The 15,366-nt window shown below is 58.1% G+C and carries 18 protein-coding genes; 11 read left to right on the plus strand and 7 right to left on the minus strand.

Annotation, left to right across the window (positions count from 1 at the left end):
• Positions 1 to 36: 36 nt before the first annotated feature.
• Complete coding sequence (gene bla, locus AC2FLJ_RS05900) at positions 37 to 918, plus strand: class A beta-lactamase (protein WP_496704954.1); 882 nt, start codon at positions 37 to 39, stop codon at positions 916 to 918.
• Here bla and AC2FLJ_RS05905 read toward each other — a convergent pair.
• Complete coding sequence (locus AC2FLJ_RS05905; RefSeq protein ID WP_282168974.1) at positions 915 to 1,589, minus strand: DUF2161 domain-containing phosphodiesterase; 675 nt, start codon at positions 1,587 to 1,589, stop codon at positions 915 to 917. The genes bla and AC2FLJ_RS05905 overlap by 4 nt on opposite strands.
• 115 nt (positions 1,590 to 1,704) lie before the next feature.
• Between AC2FLJ_RS05905 and AC2FLJ_RS05910 the strand changes: the two genes are divergently transcribed.
• The 8 genes from AC2FLJ_RS05910 (at position 1,705) to AC2FLJ_RS05945 (ending at position 9,000) form a co-directional block, all read left to right on the plus strand.
• Positions 1,705 to 2,685, plus strand: coding sequence for a TraB/GumN family protein (locus tag AC2FLJ_RS05910; protein ID WP_496696174.1), 981 nt, complete (start codon positions 1,705 to 1,707; stop codon positions 2,683 to 2,685).
• A gap of 107 nt (positions 2,686 to 2,792) precedes the next feature.
• Complete coding sequence (locus AC2FLJ_RS05915; protein WP_496696176.1) at positions 2,793 to 3,713, plus strand: manganese-dependent inorganic pyrophosphatase; 921 nt, start codon at positions 2,793 to 2,795, stop codon at positions 3,711 to 3,713.
• Between the two features lie 134 nt (positions 3,714 to 3,847).
• Positions 3,848 to 4,918: a DUF389 domain-containing protein gene (locus AC2FLJ_RS05920; RefSeq protein ID WP_058275520.1), complete on the plus strand. Its 1,071-nt coding sequence runs from the start codon at positions 3,848 to 3,850 to the stop codon at positions 4,916 to 4,918.
• 109 nt (positions 4,919 to 5,027) lie between these two features.
• Positions 5,028 to 5,903 carry a TIGR01459 family HAD-type hydrolase gene (locus AC2FLJ_RS05925; protein ID WP_496704815.1) on the plus strand — a complete coding sequence of 292 codons (876 nt, stop codon included), beginning with the start codon at positions 5,028 to 5,030 and terminating at the stop codon, positions 5,901 to 5,903.
• 100 nt (positions 5,904 to 6,003) lie between these two features.
• A complete protein-coding gene (locus tag AC2FLJ_RS05930) occupies positions 6,004 to 6,447 on the plus strand; it encodes a MaoC family dehydratase (RefSeq protein WP_058275996.1) in 444 nt (147 codons plus the stop codon).
• Between the two features lie 116 nt (positions 6,448 to 6,563).
• Positions 6,564 to 7,496: a bifunctional riboflavin kinase/FAD synthetase gene (locus AC2FLJ_RS05935; RefSeq protein WP_496696180.1), complete on the plus strand. Its 933-nt coding sequence runs from the start codon at positions 6,564 to 6,566 to the stop codon at positions 7,494 to 7,496.
• A complete protein-coding gene (locus AC2FLJ_RS05940; RefSeq protein ID WP_496696182.1) occupies positions 7,493 to 7,966 on the plus strand; it encodes a YcgN family cysteine cluster protein in 474 nt (157 codons plus the stop codon). Before AC2FLJ_RS05935 ends, AC2FLJ_RS05940 begins: the two co-directional genes overlap by 4 nt.
• Positions 7,966 to 9,000 (plus strand): threonine aldolase family protein, encoded by a 1,035-nt coding sequence (locus AC2FLJ_RS05945; RefSeq protein ID WP_282118966.1) that lies wholly within the window; start codon positions 7,966 to 7,968, stop codon positions 8,998 to 9,000. Before AC2FLJ_RS05940 ends, AC2FLJ_RS05945 begins: the two co-directional genes overlap by 1 nt.
• Positions 9,001 to 9,039: 39 nt before the next feature.
• On the opposite strand, the gene AC2FLJ_RS05950 is transcribed toward AC2FLJ_RS05945, so the two are convergent.
• Both AC2FLJ_RS05950 and AC2FLJ_RS05955 read right to left on the minus strand, forming a co-directional pair.
• Entirely contained in the window at positions 9,040 to 9,852 is an 813-nt protein-coding gene (locus tag AC2FLJ_RS05950; protein ID WP_496696184.1) for an alpha/beta fold hydrolase, read from the minus strand.
• Positions 9,849 to 10,451 carry a 2-hydroxychromene-2-carboxylate isomerase gene (locus AC2FLJ_RS05955; protein WP_496696186.1) on the minus strand — a complete coding sequence of 201 codons (603 nt, stop codon included), beginning with the start codon at positions 10,449 to 10,451 and terminating at the stop codon, positions 9,849 to 9,851. Before AC2FLJ_RS05955 ends, AC2FLJ_RS05950 begins: the two co-directional genes overlap by 4 nt.
• 107 nt (positions 10,452 to 10,558) lie before the next feature.
• On the opposite strand from AC2FLJ_RS05955, the gene AC2FLJ_RS05960 reads away from it, so the two are divergent.
• Both AC2FLJ_RS05960 and rpiB read left to right on the plus strand, forming a co-directional pair.
• Positions 10,559 to 11,578, plus strand: coding sequence for a ribose-phosphate pyrophosphokinase (locus tag AC2FLJ_RS05960; RefSeq protein WP_058275513.1), 1,020 nt, complete (start codon positions 10,559 to 10,561; stop codon positions 11,576 to 11,578).
• Positions 11,579 to 11,638: 60 nt separating this feature from the next.
• The gene (gene rpiB / locus AC2FLJ_RS05965) at positions 11,639 to 12,088 is read left to right on the plus strand and encodes a ribose 5-phosphate isomerase B (protein WP_496704819.1); all 450 of its coding nucleotides are present in this window, start codon (positions 11,639 to 11,641) and stop codon (positions 12,086 to 12,088) included.
• A 56-nt stretch (positions 12,089 to 12,144) separates the two neighbouring features.
• On the opposite strand, the gene AC2FLJ_RS05970 is transcribed toward rpiB, so the two are convergent.
• From AC2FLJ_RS05970 to AC2FLJ_RS05985, 4 genes are all read right to left on the minus strand, one after another.
• The gene (locus tag AC2FLJ_RS05970; protein ID WP_113789831.1) at positions 12,145 to 12,495 is read right to left on the minus strand and encodes an H-type lectin domain-containing protein; all 351 of its coding nucleotides are present in this window, start codon (positions 12,493 to 12,495) and stop codon (positions 12,145 to 12,147) included.
• 116 nt (positions 12,496 to 12,611) lie between these two features.
• The gene (locus AC2FLJ_RS05975; protein ID WP_496696191.1) at positions 12,612 to 13,022 is read right to left on the minus strand and encodes a F0F1 ATP synthase subunit epsilon; all 411 of its coding nucleotides are present in this window, start codon (positions 13,020 to 13,022) and stop codon (positions 12,612 to 12,614) included.
• Between the two features lie 12 nt (positions 13,023 to 13,034).
• Positions 13,035 to 14,459: a F0F1 ATP synthase subunit beta gene (gene atpD, locus AC2FLJ_RS05980; RefSeq protein WP_058275509.1), complete on the minus strand. Its 1,425-nt coding sequence runs from the start codon at positions 14,457 to 14,459 to the stop codon at positions 13,035 to 13,037.
• 20 nt (positions 14,460 to 14,479) lie between these two features.
• Positions 14,480 to 15,355 carry a F0F1 ATP synthase subunit gamma gene (locus tag AC2FLJ_RS05985; RefSeq protein WP_058276006.1) on the minus strand — a complete coding sequence of 292 codons (876 nt, stop codon included), beginning with the start codon at positions 15,353 to 15,355 and terminating at the stop codon, positions 14,480 to 14,482.
• Between the last annotated feature and the right edge of the window lie 11 nt (positions 15,356 to 15,366).

Below are 15,366 nucleotides of genomic sequence, written 5' to 3' on the forward strand. Positions count from 1 at the left end.
AGGTGATGGCGACCACATTTGACCAAGGCAGATTCGATGCGTGGGCTCAGGAAAATCACAACTACCCTGTTGTTTTTAATTACTATTACTGTTGGTTTAGCCACATCAGCACAGGCGCAGCCCCTTACCGAAACGGTCCAGAGCTGGGAGCGCCGCCTTGATGCCCGGATCGGGCTGCTCCTTTATGATCCCAGCAACGAATGGGAGGTTTCATACCGCGCGGATGAGCTGTTTCCGATGTCCAGCACGTTCAAAACGCTCTTGTGCGGCGCCGTGCTGGCAGAGGTGGATGCAGGTACGGAAAGCCTGTCAGATCACGTCACGTACCAGACGACGGACCTGGTAGATTACTCCCCTGTCACCAGCAAACATGTTGAGACCGGTATGACTGTCGGAGCGCTATGCGAAGCAACGATGACGATCAGCGACAATGCTGCGGCCAATCTGCTGTTGCGCCGCCTGGATGGGCCTGCCGGACTGACCGAGTTTTTTCGGACAAACGGCGACGACATCACCCGCCTTGATCGATGGGAGACGGCGCTGAACGAAGCCACTCCAGGCGATCCGCGCGACACTACAACGCCTCGGGCAATACTGGCGACGCTCGACCGGTTGTTATTTGGCCAGGCGCTCTCACCCGCATCCTCCGCACAACTCAGGCAATGGATGATAGACGATCAAGTGGCCAACGGTCTTATCCGCGCGCACGTGCCTGACGGGTGGACGATCGGGGACAAGACCGGTGCCGGAGGCCACGGCAGCCGTGCGATCGTTGCCTTTTTGCAGACACCCGAGCCCCGCACCTATCTGGCCGCCATCTATCTGACCGAAAGCGATGCGCCATTTCCTGAACGCAACGCCGTCCTTTCAGATATAACCCGCGCCATGATTGCCGAAATTGCCGCACGGCCTGACTAGTTCGCATCTTCCCAGCTATATGCCCAGTGCTTCAACCCTTCGGCCCCCGTTGCCGACAGCGCATAGACCCCTTTCTCGACCTTGTCGAACCACCCGTAGTGATTGTCCCGCATCAGGCGCGTGGCCTGGGCGACGCCGGTGGATTGGGCAACTTCCGCCCCCTTTGTCGCTCCGCATTCGGCCAGATGGGCTGCACATTTCAGCGCGTCCTGACGATAGGCCGTCACGATCCCGTGCCGGGTCGCCCCACCTGCGTTGGGATCACCTTCAAGCCGGTCAAATTCACGGAGCAGACGAGCCGATTTTGCTTTGTTTTTTCGCGGTGCATACGGGCCCGGGTCACATTGCACCTCGACCGCGCCGTCGGCACGTACAGTGATCAGACCAAGACCAAGCCTGCGGCACAGCGCCAAATTGTCCTTTAACGCGCGCCGCGCTGTTCGCCCTTTTGGTTTGCACACACCTATATAGACTTGGTCAGTCACCCTTAACCGCGTGATTGCCTGATGAAATAGCGCCAATGAGAACCGCAGCTTCAGCTCAACAATCACCGGCTCATCGCCATCTCGAACAGCGACGATATCGGCAGCGCCGACTTCGCCTTTGACGGTATAGCCCTGACGCTCGAACAGCGTCTTGATCGGCGGGTATAGATCCTGCTCGCGGTCCATTTCGCCATGCTATGCAAATTTGCCGCGAACGCCAGCCATCACCTGCATCTGGCTTGAATACATTGCTGCGCAAAGGCAATGTCGCGGTCACACTGAAGTTTCCGAGATGATCCTTATGCGCCTGTTTGCACCGTTGCTTTTCCTTTTCCTGCCCGCCGCCGTACAGGCCGCATGCGAAGGGAATGATCTGAGGCCGGGACTGAGCCCTGCGGTAAAGTCCGAACTGCAACAGGCAGTGGCCGATATCCCATTTCCCGAAGGTAACCACTGGATCGCTTCCAAGGGCGACACGGTTCTACACCTTGTTGGCACGTTGCATGCCAATGACCCACGCATGGACGCAGTGGTCGAACGGCTAACGCCGACCCTCAGCGATGCGGACGCGTTTTATTTCGAGGTAACGCAGGAAGAAATGGACGCGTTCGAACAAGACCTGGCCAAGGACATGAGCCCGGTGATGATCACCTCGGGACCCAGCCTGATTGACCTGATGTCCGAGGAAGACTGGTCTGCCCTGTCTGACGGGCTATCCGAGCGCGGTATCCCCGGCTGGATGGCAGCCAAAATGCGGCCCTGGTTTCTAAGCATGATGCTGGGCGTCCCCCCGTGTATGATGCAGGACCCCAGTGCGAGCCACGGGATGGACGCCCGTCTTGATCAACTGGCTGACGAGTTGGGCATCCCCAAACGCTCGCTTGAACAGGTTGCCGATCTTATGAGTATGTTCGACAGCCACCCCATCGAAAAGCAGGTCCAGTCCCTTGTGCGGATGGCCGGTGCCATGGGCGGCAGCGAGGATCAACTGGCCACGATGGCCAATGCATATCTGGAAGAGAAACATGTTGAAATCATCCAGCTCGCCCGCCTGCAGGGTTTGGAAGACTCGGGCCTGCCGCCCGAGGTGTTCGACGAGGAATGGAATGATTTCGAGCAAAAACTTCTTGTCGAGCGCAACAGCAACTGGATGCAGAAAATTCTGAGCATTCAGGACCAAACTGTCGTGATCGCGGTCGGTGCCGGGCATCTTGGGGGCGATTACGGGCTGCTGAACCAATTGCAGCAGGCCGGGTACACCCTGACCCGCGCCCCGTTCTGACCCCACCTCGATTTCAGACCAACCGTCGCAGCGTAAACACTGTTGGGTGACAACCCCGGCGGACCGCCCTATAAGGCGCGCAAAATGATCACCCTCAGGACGCTGACATGACAACGCTCGTATTTGGACATAAATCCCCCGACACCGACTCCACAGGCTCACCTATCCTGTGGTCATGGTACCTGAACGAAATCAAAGGCGAACAGGCTGAGCCGGTTTTGCTGGGCGAACCCAACACCGAAGCGGCATTCCTGCTGCAGCGCTGGGACCTGCCAAAGCCGCGCATCATCGAGGACGTGGCCGAGGGCGCACCGGTAGTCATCGTGGACACCAACAACCCGGCCGAGCTGCCAGCCAGCGTAAACAGCGCCGACATCCGCGCAATCATCGACCACCACAAGCTGGTTGGCGGTCTGGAAACCAAAGGCCCGATCGACATCACCGTGCGTCCGCTGGCTTGCACTGCGACCATCATGATGGACCTGATCGGTGACGACGCCGCCAAGATGCCCGACGCCATCAAAGCCGCCGCACTGACCTGCATCCTGTCGGATACGCTGGAATTCCGCTCACCCACCACCACCGCACATGACCGCGCAGTGGCCGAGAGGCTGGCCGCTGATCTGGGTCTGGACGTTGCGACCTATGCCGCGGAAATGTTCGCGGCCAAATCGGATGTGTCGTCTTTTTCGGACGCCGAACTGATCCGAATGGACAGCAAGGAATATGAGGTCGACGGTACCAAGTTCCGCGTTTCGGTTCTGGAAACCACTGCACCGGGCGTCGTTCTGGACCGCAAGGCCAGCCTGGCGGGTTCGATGGCTGACGTAGCCAAGGAAGACGGCGTTGATCAGGTTCTGCTGTTCGTGGTCGATATCCTGAACGAAGAGGCCACCCTGCTGGTGCCGAACGATCTGGTCAAAGGCGTCGCGGAAAAGAGCTTTGGCGCAAGCGTGGACGGCGATGCCGTAGTCCTGCCTGGCATCATGAGCCGCAAAAAACAGATCATCCCGAACCTCAAGGTTTGACGCTGACAAACATCCCAACCGAAAGGCGCCCCTCCCGGGCGCCTTTTTTCTTTGCTACTATTGTTTTGCGCGAATGGCATCCGTTGGTAGTCTGACATCAATAGCCAGACAGCGAATTGGGTCAGACGACGTTCATGAGTTCCCGCAAGTTCAGCACCACACGCGACATCCTGAGGTTTGAAGGCAAGGACAAATCTGCCTATTGGCGACGGTTTGCCATGCTTCTGACCTTATCCGTTGTGATCGCCACGATGGGCATGCTGCGAGATTCCGGTGCGGTGGTCATTGCCGCAATGCTTGTTGCGCCATTGATGACACCTATCCTTGGGGTCGCGGCCGCGATGGTCATGGGGTGGCTGGGTCGCGCGTTCAAGTTAGCTCTGATCGTCTGCGGCGCGGCGGTAATCAGCGTCTTGCTGGCGTGGCTTCTCGTCTATGTCGCAGACGTCCCGCGCGGTATTCTGATCCCCGATCAGGTTCTGGCCAGAACGGATCCGGGCACCGAGGATCTGATCGTTGCGCTGGCCGCCGGGGTGGCCGCCGCCTACGTTCAGATCAACCGGTCCGAGGCCAGCCTACTTCCCGGTGCAGCCATCGGCGTGTCATTGGTGCCACCTCTGTCTGCATCGGGTGTGTTGCTGTATTTCGACGAACCCGCCGAGGCCTATGAAGCCGGCCTGCTGTTTGCCACCAACCTTGGTGCGATCATTCTGTCCGCTTGCGCGGTTTACATCGTGTATGCAGCGCGGGCGGTGGTGTTTAGCAAGGGTAGGCGCAAGCTGAACTTCACCGCAAGCGTGGTGGTGACACTGGCATTCCTAGCCTTCGTTGTCCTTCAACTGGGAAAGTCGACCTACAACCGTTACCTCGAAACCCGGACCGAGGCGCAGTTGGCGCAAACGATCCGGGACTGGGCCGATCCGGTCTCAGTTGAGATCATCCGCGTGGACGTGAATGCCAAACGTAAACACGCCGATATTTGGCTGATCGTGGACCTTCCGATTGAAGCGGCTTACAAAGTATCCTCGATCGCCGGTTTGCTGCCCGAGACCCTGCGTGACACGCCTTTGGTCGACGTACTTCAGAAAGAACTGGGGCCGGGTTTTCTGGTCGTAGTGCGTTTCCAGAACAGGATCGGCGCACAGATCATATTGGGCACCGAAAACGTCCAACAAGCACCCGATGTCGAAGAAATCGTCGAATGACGCGATCAGACACACTGTGTTCGACCCGCAATTGATATTGCGGGATGGCCAAGAGGTGAAAGCTTTGCCATAGCTGTCACAACTCAGAATTTCAGGTCCCGAGGCTCCCATGACCCAGATCATCCACACGCTTTCCGAGATTTCAGGCCGCTACAAGGCACTGTTCGTTGACCTGTGGGGATGCGTTCACAACGGCATCATTGCCTATCCCGATGCGGTCGCGGCTTTGCAAAACTACCGGGCGCAAGGCGGGATCGTTGTGCTGGTCACCAACTCACCCAAACCGCGTGCTGGCGTGGCTGAGCAGCTTGGGCAGTTCAATGTCCCCGCAGATGCCTTTGACACCATCGCCACCAGCGGGGACTCGGCTCGGTCGGCCATGTTCCGTGGGGCGGTTGGTGAAAAAGTCTATTTCATGGGGGAATGGGAACGCGACGCGGGTTTCTTTGAGCCGCTAAAAATACTACACTATCCGATCCACATCGAACGTGTCCCGCTGGATGAGGCCGAAGGGATCGTCTGCTGCGGGCCGTTCGACCCAATGGCGGATCCGGCGGTCAATCGCGCCGATTTCCTCTATGCCAAACAGAAAGGCATGAAGCTGCTCTGCGCCAACCCCGACATCGTTGTTGACCGGGGCGAGATACGCGAATGGTGCGCGGGCGCGTTGGCGAAGCTGTATACCGAGATGGGAGGCGAGAGCCTGTATTTCGGAAAACCCCACCCGCCGATCTATGATCTTGCGCGGCGCAGGCTGCAGGAATTGGGTCATGACATCCCTGATGGCGACATTCTTGTGATCGGCGACGGCCCACATACGGACATTCTCGGCGGTATGGGCGAAGGGATTGATTCTCTGTTCATCTCGGGTGGTTTGGCCGCAGCGGAAACAAAAACTGAGCATCATCCGCATCATGAATCCCTAAGTGATTATATTGCAAAGGAAAACATCAATCCTACCTACACAATCGGTCGATTGAGGTAGTCAGAAAAGACTTGATTTTCTGCAGTTGCGAAGTAATAAAGTTGCCAAACCGGGGCAACTTGAGTTGTTTTGTTGCCCATTGAACTCGAGTGAGGGCGACATGTTGGATAATCTTCCACGCGGCACGATCTGTATTGAAGACATCGAGATGGGCATGACCCGCCACCTGCGCAAAGTGGTGACGGACGAAGATATCGAGATGTTCGCGCAGGTTTCAACGGACCGAAACCCCGTTCACCTGGACGACGACTATGCCCGCGACACGATCTTCGAAGGTCGCATCGCCCACGGCATGTTGACGGCGGGCCTGATCTCGGCGGTGATCGGCGAACAGCTGCCGGGCCACGGCACGGTCTATATGGGTCAGTCTCTCAAATTTCTGGCTCCAGTGCGCCCCGGTGATATGGTCTATGCCGAGGTCAAAGTGATCGATATTGATTTTGCCAAGCGTCGCGTGAAACTGGATTGTCACTGTGCGGTCGACGGCAAGAAGGTGTTGGTGGGCGAAGCGATGGTTCTGGCCCCGTCGCGCAAATTCGACTGAAGCCTCGATACCTCTATCCTTTTGAAGGGCGCCGGAAACGGTGCCCTTTTTTGTTGCGCAGCATTTGGACCAATCAGGTGCTTGAACCCGGTCTCCAGTCCCGCTAGGCAAGCTGCATGCAGATCATCCGTGATTTCCAGTTTGTCGAGCCAGAAGACCGCGGTGCCAGTGTGGCAATCGGGAACTTCGATGGCGTACATGTGGGCCATCAGTCGGTGATTGAACTTGCACAAAGCGTGGCCCCGGATGCTCCGCTTGGTGTTCTGACGTTCGAACCTCACCCTCGCGAGTACTTTGCACCCGATGCCCCACCTTTTCGTCTGATGCGCGGAAACGCACGTGCGCACCGGTTGGAGAAACTGGGTGTGCAAAAGCTGTACGAATTGCCGTTCAATGCAGCGCTTGCCGGTCTGACGCCCGAAGGCTTTGCCCGCAATGTCATCTGCGAGGGACTTGGTCTATCACACGTCGTGGTCGGCGCGGATTTCTGTTTCGGCAAAGGGCGTAGTGGCACCGCCGAAGATATGGCCCGGTTCGGGCAAGAAATGGGGTTTGGCGTCACCATTGCACCGCTGATGGAACGGTCTGACGATGTGGTATCCTCGACTGGTATCCGCACCGCGTTGACCGATGGCCGCCCCCGCGACGCCGCGGCAATGCTGGGCCATTGGCACCGCGTCGAGGGCGAAGTGATCGGCGGCGAACAACGCGGGCGCGAGCTTGGGTTCCCCACCGCGAATATGTCTATCGAAGGGTTGCACCCGCCAAAATTTGGCGTCTATGCGGTGCTGGTCGATGTGCTCGACGGACCTCATCAGGGCAGCTATCACGGCGCATCCTCTGTCGGCGTACGGCCAATGTTCAACGGAGAGGTTCCGAATATCGAGACCTTCCTGTTCGATTTCTCAGGCGATCTATATGGTTCGACCTTGTCCGTCGGCCTGGTCGAATACCTGCGCCCCGAGATGACGTTTGACGGGCTGGATGCCCTGATCGCGCAGATGGATGCCGATTGTGACAAGGCGCGCATCCTGCTGGCCGCGCTATGACCACCGATCCGATCAATCGCAATGGCCTTGGCCCGCGGTTCTGGGAACGCAAACCGCTGACCAAGATGAACCAGCGCGAATGGGAAGCCTTGTGCGACGGCTGCGGCAAATGCTGCCTGAACAAGCTTGAGGATGAGGACACCGGCGAGGTCGCCCTGACCTGCGTCGCCTGCCGTCTGCTGGACGATGAGACCTGCCGCTGCACACAATACGACATCCGCCACCAATTCGTCCCGGAATGCATCGTGATGAAGCCCAACAACATCGACGATCACGCCTATTGGCTGCCCCAAACCTGCGCCTATCGACTGCTGTGGGAGGGGAAACCGCTGTACGAATGGCATCCCCTGATATCAGGTACACCGGACAGCGTGCACGCAGCTGGCATGTCAGTTCAGGGGCGCACGGTGTCCGAATTCGAAACCCCCTTGGAAGAGTGGGAAGACTATATCATTGAGGAACCCAGCTGATGTATTTCGCCTCTGACAATTCCGGTCCGGTTCACCCACAGGTCATGGCCGCGTTGAACGAAGCCAATCAGGGCTATCAAATGGCCTATGGCGCGGACACCCTGATGAACGAAGTGCGCGATCGTATTCGCGGAATCTTCGAAGCGCCAGGGGCCGCAGTTTATCTGGTGGCCACCGGGACAGCCGCGAATTCGCTGGCTCTGGCGACACTCTCAAACCCATGGGAAACCGTGTTCTGTTCACCCGTCGCGCATATCCACGAGGATGAATGCAACGCGCCCGAGTTCTATAGCGGCGCAAAGCTGACACTGGTGCCGGGCGGCGACAAGATGGAGCCCGCAGCGCTGCGTCGCTCGATTTTGGCCGAAGAAACACGTGGCGTGCACGGCCCCCAGCGTGGGCCCGTGTCGATCACTCAGGTGACAGAGCGTGGCTCGGTTTACTCACTGGCCGAGTTGCAGGCGCTGTGCAGTATCGCCAAAGAATACGACCTGCCAGTTCATCTGGATGGTGCCCGGTTCACTAACGCATTGGTCGCGCTTAATTGCTCGCCCGCTGAGATGACGTGGAAAGCGGGCGTCGATGCGGTCAGCTTTGGCGGCACCAAGAACGGGTTGATGGGTGTCGAAGCGGTAGTTTTCTTTGACGAATCCAAGGCCTGGGAATTCGAACTGCGGCGCAAGCGAGGTGCGCATCTGTTCTCCAAGCATCGTTACTTGTCCGCCCAGATGGCCGCATATCTGAACGATGATCTGTGGCTGCAGATGGCGCGACAAGCCAACGCCAACTGCGCGCATCTGGCCGATGGTCTACGCGGCAAAGGCGCAACCTTTCTACATGAGCCGCAAGCCAACATGATTTTTGCGCAGTTTTCGCGCGCGCGTCACAAGCAGTTGCACCAAGCGGGTGCGGTTTATCATCTGTGGGGCGCAGAGCTGGACGGTGCGGATGACGACGAGATCCTGGCCTGCCGACTGGTCTGCGACTGGTCGATCAACTCAGATGATATCGACCGGTTCATCGGCTTGTTGTGATTTCAGGGATTAGGGGTGTCATCCTGTCAACAACATGGTTCAGGATAGACCACCCCAAAACTTTCGAATGACGGCAGCCGTCTGATCCGGGTGAGTGATTGGGACCATGTGGTCAGCACCCGAAACAACGCCCGTTCCGGCATTGGGAAGCCGCCGGGCAAGACCTTCTCCGATCGCGGGCATGACGGGGTGCGTCTCAGACCCGCTCAGGATCAGAACCGGCATAGATGCGCGGTCCAGAACGCCAGGGTTCAGCATCCCCTTCTGATCAAGGAACAAAGCGTCATCAACGGCGGGCACAACGTGAATACCACGGATCATTCCCGCGCGTGTCCGCTCTGGCAATTCGGGCCATCGTGGGCCGTCCTGTGCGCCCCACATCCGGTTGAACAAACGGGCGGCCTGCTCAAAATTTCCGGCCGCGAGCGCATCAGAGACAGGTTTCGCCTCTTCATCATGTTGCCGCACCAAATCGGGCGTGTCCTGAATCGCAACCGCAAAGAACACTGGCTCGATCAGGACCGCACTGCGGACCAGGTCCGGAAACTCGACAGCCAGCCGAAGGGCTAGCATCCCGCCAAAGGAATGCCCGATCACATCCATCGGTTCGGTCAGATGCGCGGCCGACAGTTGGGTCACTTGGTCAAAGAAATCCCCGTGCCCATCCCAATCCGCGCTGCGGCCATGGGACGGCATGTCCGGGGCCGTAAATGTCGCCTCGCCCTTTAGAGCCGTCGCCAGCCCCGACCACGCCCCGGAATGCGCGATTGTGCAGTGCAGGGCGAGCACCTTGCGCGCGCCCTGCCCCAACGTTCTGACAAAGATGTTGTCTGTCAGGGGGGTGTCCCTCACCCCTTCAGTTCCGACATATGGCGGTCCAGATCATCCAGCCGGTCCTGCCCCCAGAACCGCTGATCGTCTTCGGTGATATAAAACGGCGCGCCAAATACACCGCGATCCACGGCCTCTTCCAGATTGGCGGCATAAGTTTCCGCGCCAACCAGAAGGCCACTATCCGCCAGCCCCGGATCAAAACCGGCCTGTGTCAGGCAATCGCGGATCACATCATCCTGCGCGATGTCTTTCTCCTCGGCCCAACAGGCCCGCACGAAGGAATGCGCAAGCTTTCCAACGTCGCCTGACCCGTCCTTGATCGCAGCGATGATCGCATAGGATGACGGCGCCGCATTGGTCGGCCAATGCGCGGGCTGTAGATTGAATTCCATACCAAGTTGCTTGGACTGTCGCTGTAGTTCCTGCGCCCGATATTCGATGCGAGAGATGTGGCGGTCTTTGGGAGGAGTGCCCCCCGTACGCCCAAACAGAGCGACAATATCCAGCGGTTTGTAGTTGATCGTCGCGCCATGTTTCGCCGCCACCTCTTCCAACCGCATACCTGCAAGGTAGGTATAGGGCGAGAGTGTCGCAAAATAGTAGTCAATCTGGGTCATTTGCACTTTCTCCGCTGCGTTATCTTTGCTGGACGTTAGACCCGTGCTAAGCGGTGTCAACATCACGAATCTGTCACATTGCCATTGCTGCCCGGGGACCTCAGCCGATGCCGACACTCAACGAACCCAAGCTTATCGCTGGGAACGCCAACCTTCCTCTTGCCGAATCTATCTCGCGACGCATGAGCCTGTATCGCGGCGTCGATCAGAATCTGGTCGATGCGCGGGTCGAACGCTTCAATGACGGCGAGATTTTCGTCGAAGTGTTCGAAAACGTGCGCGGCGAGGATATGTTCATTGTCCAACCGACATCGAACCCGGCGAATGACAACCTGATGGAGCTGCTGATCATCGCTGACGCGCTGCGTCGGTCTTCCGCACAGCGTATCACCGCCGTGATCCCTTATTTTGGTTACGCCCGTCAGGACCGCCGCACCAAGGCGCGGACGCCAATCAGCGCCAAGTTGGTGGCCAACATGCTGACCGGTGCAGGGATCGAGCGGATCCTGACCATGGACCTGCACGCAGCACAGATTCAGGGGTTCTTCGACATGCCGGTCGACAACCTTTATGCATCGCCGATTTTTGCGTTGGATGTGAAACACCAGTTCCAGGACAATCTGGACGAGCTTATGGTGGTATCGCCTGACGTTGGCGGCGTTGCCCGTGCGCGCGAGCTTGCCAAGCGCATCAACGCCCCCCTGTCGATCGTGGACAAGCGCCGCGAAAAGGCTGGCGAAGTGGCCGAGATGACGGTGATCGGTGACGTCAAAGACAAGATCTGCCTGATCGTCGACGACATGTGCGACACCGCCGGTACGCTATGCAAGGCCGCTCAGGTCCTGCTGGATAACGGCGCGAAAGAGGTTCATTCGTACATCACCCACGGTGTCATGAGCGGCCCGGCAGTCGAGCGTGTGACGAATTCGGTAATGAAATCTCTGGTGCTGACCGACACGATCCAGCCCACCAAAGAGATCACCAACGCCAAGAACATCCGCATTGTGCCAACCGCGCCTATTTTCACTCAGGCGATCCTGAACATCTGGAACGGGACAAGCGTGTCTTCGTTGTTCGAGGACAAAACTCTGACACCGATTTACGAGTCGATGTATCACATGGACTGACCGAGTTGGGCGGCGTAACAGCCGCCCTTTTTTGTCAACACAACAAGGCAGGACGTACCCGTGACAGCCTCAAAACGCATTGTTCTTTCTAGTGACCACGCAGCCATCGAGTTGCGCCAGGCGGTCGCCGACCACATCGCAGCGCAAGGCTGGGAAGTCGTCGATATCGGTCCCAAAACACTTGAAAGCACGCACTACCCCGTACACGGTAAAGCTGCGGCTCAGGCTGTTGCTGCTGGTGATTGCCACCTTGGGATCGTCCTATGTGGTACTGGTCAGGGGATCATGATGGCGGCCAACAAGGTTCCGGGCATTCGCTGTGGCGTATGTTCTGACGCCTTTTCGGCCCGCATGATCCGCGCGCACAACAACGCCAACATGCTGTCGATTGGCGCGCGTGTCGTGGGCGAAGGTCAAGCCCTTGATATCGTCGACGCTTTCCTCGGCACTGAGTTCGAAGGTGGCCGCCACGCAACTCGTGTGGACATGATCGAAGCGTCGGACGACTAACCCGCCTTACCTATCCCGAGACCTCACATTGGCCCCCTGACAGGGGACCTGTCGCGTTAAGAGATATTCCAATCATCGTCATGGGCCACCTCTCCGATGGCGGTCCATGTGACACGTATCCGGGCGATCCGTGTATCCGACCATGTGCGGAAAACGGCGCTAAAGCCCTCTGGCGTGATGTCTTCGGCCGTAACTTCGGCGCGCAGAGCGGAAGATGTATCCACATCCCACAAAGAGACACCGATCTGAACCACTGGATTGGATCGGAACGGTTGCTTGAACGTAACGCTCGATCGCCGCTGGCGCGGTCCTTCGCCCGTCCACATTTCGCCACCATCGGCGAATTCGGAAAAAATAACTGCCTCGCCTTGGTCAATACCAATTGGATGGGTTCGAAACGTCTTCATTGATTTGTCTTTATCTATGTAATTCCGGACCTTAACCCGTCACACTTGTAAAATCACGATAAAAAAACGGCCCCGTGTTTACGGGGCCGTTTCTGACTGTCGGAATACGATGAGCCTTACAGGCTCATATGCGTTCCAAGGGCTTCCATGTCAGCCAGCAGTTTGGCAGCGTCATCGACAATTGTCTGATCATCGCCTGCCTTGGCTGCTTCGTGCGAAGCACGCGCCTCGGCGACCAGATCGTCCAGATGCGACCGTGTCACTTCGGCGACCGGAATGGCTTTTTCGGCCAGAACCGACAGGCCATCGCCATTGATCTGAGCAAACCCGCCGGTGACCAGATATTCACTGGACCCTTGGGGTGCCTCGACCTTCAGGATGCCCGGGCGCAGCGTCGTGATGGTGGGGGCATGATCAGGCATCGCCGTCATGTCCCCGTCCGCGCCGGGAAGCTGGACCGCGGTCGCGCTGAGCGAAGCAAGGCTACGCTCGGGGCTGACGAGGTCGAATTGCATCGTGTTTGCCATCAGGTGTGCTCCTTAGGCGGCTTCTGCGGCCATCTTTTCCGCTTTGGCGATCACGTCGTCGATGCCGCCAACCATCAGGAAGGCTGCCTCGGGCAGGTGATCGTATTCGCCGGCCACTACGGCCTTGAACGACGCGATGGTGACATCCAGAGGAACCTGAACGCCGGGCGAACCGGTGAAGACCTGTGCCACGTCGAACGGCTGCGACATGAAGCGTTCGATCTTACGGGCACGGGCCACGGTCAGTTTGTCCTCTTCCGACAGTTCGTCCATGCCGAGGATGGCGATGATGTCCTGCAGCGACTTGTAGCGCTGGAGGATCTGCTGAACGTCGGTCGCAACGGTATAGTGCTCTTCACCGACGATCGCCGGATCAAGCAGACGCGAGGTCGAATCGAGCGGGTCAACAGCAGGGTAAATACCCTTTTCCGAGATCGCACGGTTCAGAACGGTGGTCGCATCGAGGTGCGCGAACGACGTCGCAGGCGCGGGGTCGGTAAGGTCATCCGCAGGGACGTAGACGGCTTGCACAGAGGTGATCGAGCCCGACTTGGTCGAGGTGATCCGTTCCTGCATCGCGCCCATGTCGGTCGCCAGCGTCGGCTGATAGCCCACCGCCGAAGGGATACGGCCCAACAGGGCGGACACTTCGGAACCTGCCTGTGTGAAGCGGAAGATGTTGTCGACAAAGAACAAAACATCGGTACCGGTTGCGTCACGGAATTGTTCCGCAAGGGTCAGGCCCGACAGAGCGATCCGCATACGTGCACCCGGAGGCTCGTTCATTTGGCCGTACACCAGCGCGATTTTCGAATCTTCCAGCTTTTCGGGAACGATAACACCGGATTCGATCATCTCGTGATACAGGTCGTTGCCTTCACGGGTCCGTTCACCAACACCCGCGAACACGGACACGCCCGAGTGCACTTTGGCGATGTTGTTGATCAGCTCCATGATCAGAACTGTTTTACCTACGCCGGCGCCGCCGAACAGACCGATCTTACCGCCTTTGGCGTAAGGGGCCAGCAGGTCAACAACCTTGATGCCGGTAACCAGAACTTCGGATTCCGTTGCCTGATCCGAAAAGTCTGGCGCAGGCTGGTGAATGGCGCGCGTTTCTTTGGTTTCAACGGGGCCTTTTTCGTCGATAGGTTCGCCCACAACGTTCAGGATTCGTCCCAGTGTTGCGTTGCCGACCGGAACCGCGATCGGTGCGCCGGTGTCAGTTACAGCTTCGCCGCGAACCAGACCTTCGGTTGCGTCCATCGCAATGGTGCGGACAGTGTTTTCGCCCAGATGCTGTGCAACCTCCAGAACCAGCTTTTTGCCGTTGTTGGTTGTATCCAGCGCGTTCAGAATTTCTGGCAGCTGATCTTCGAAGTGCACGTCGACGACGGCCCCGATGATCTGTGTGACTTTGCCTTTTGCATTCGCCATGTTTCGTCTCCGGTTTGTCTCTACAGCGCCTCAGCGCCGGAAATAATTTCAATCAGCTCGTTGGTGATCACGGCCTGACGCGAACGGTTGAACTGGATCGTCAGCTTGTCGATCATCTCACCCGCGTTGCGTGTTGCGTTGTCCATAGCGGACATACGTGCACCCTGTTCCGAGGCTCCATTTTCGAGCAGAGCCGAGAAGATTGCAGTCGCAACCCCCTTTGGTAGCAGGTCGGCCAGAATGGCCTCTTCGCTGGGCTCGTAGTCGAACACGGCACCACTGTCGTCGCCCTCGGTATCCTCAAACGAGGCTGGGATGACCTGTTGTGCCGTCGGGATCTGGGTCACAACGTTGACGAACTTCGAGTAGAAGATCGTGGCAACATCGAACTCACCCCCATCGAAACGGGACAGGATGCCCTTGGCGATGTCTTGCGCGTTGGTGTAACCCAGACGCTTGACTTCGCTCAGGTCGATATGTCCAACGAACAGATCGCCAAGGTCACGCTTGAGCGCGTCGCGGCCTTTTTTGCCGACAGTCAAAACCTTGACCGTCTTGCCTTTCAGGCGCAGCTCTTCCGCTTTGACACGGGCCAGCTTGGCGATGCTCGAGTTGAAGCCGCCACACAGGCCGCGTTCAGCTGTCATGACAACCAGCAGGTGGACATCATCACTGCCCGTACCACGGAGCAGCTTGGGGGCGCTGTCGCTGCCCCCGACCGATGCCGCCAGCCCCGCCATCACGGCATTGAACCGTTCAGCATAGGGACGCGAGGCTTCGGCAGATTCCTGGGCGCGGCGCAGTTTTGCAGCCGCGACCATCTGCATGGCCTTGGTGATCTTGCGGGTCGATTTGACCGACTCGATCCTGTTTTTAAGATCCTTAAGATTTGGCATGTGCCCGCCTC

The sequence above is a fragment of the Ruegeria sp. CDSA034 genome, from assembly GCF_059612275.1.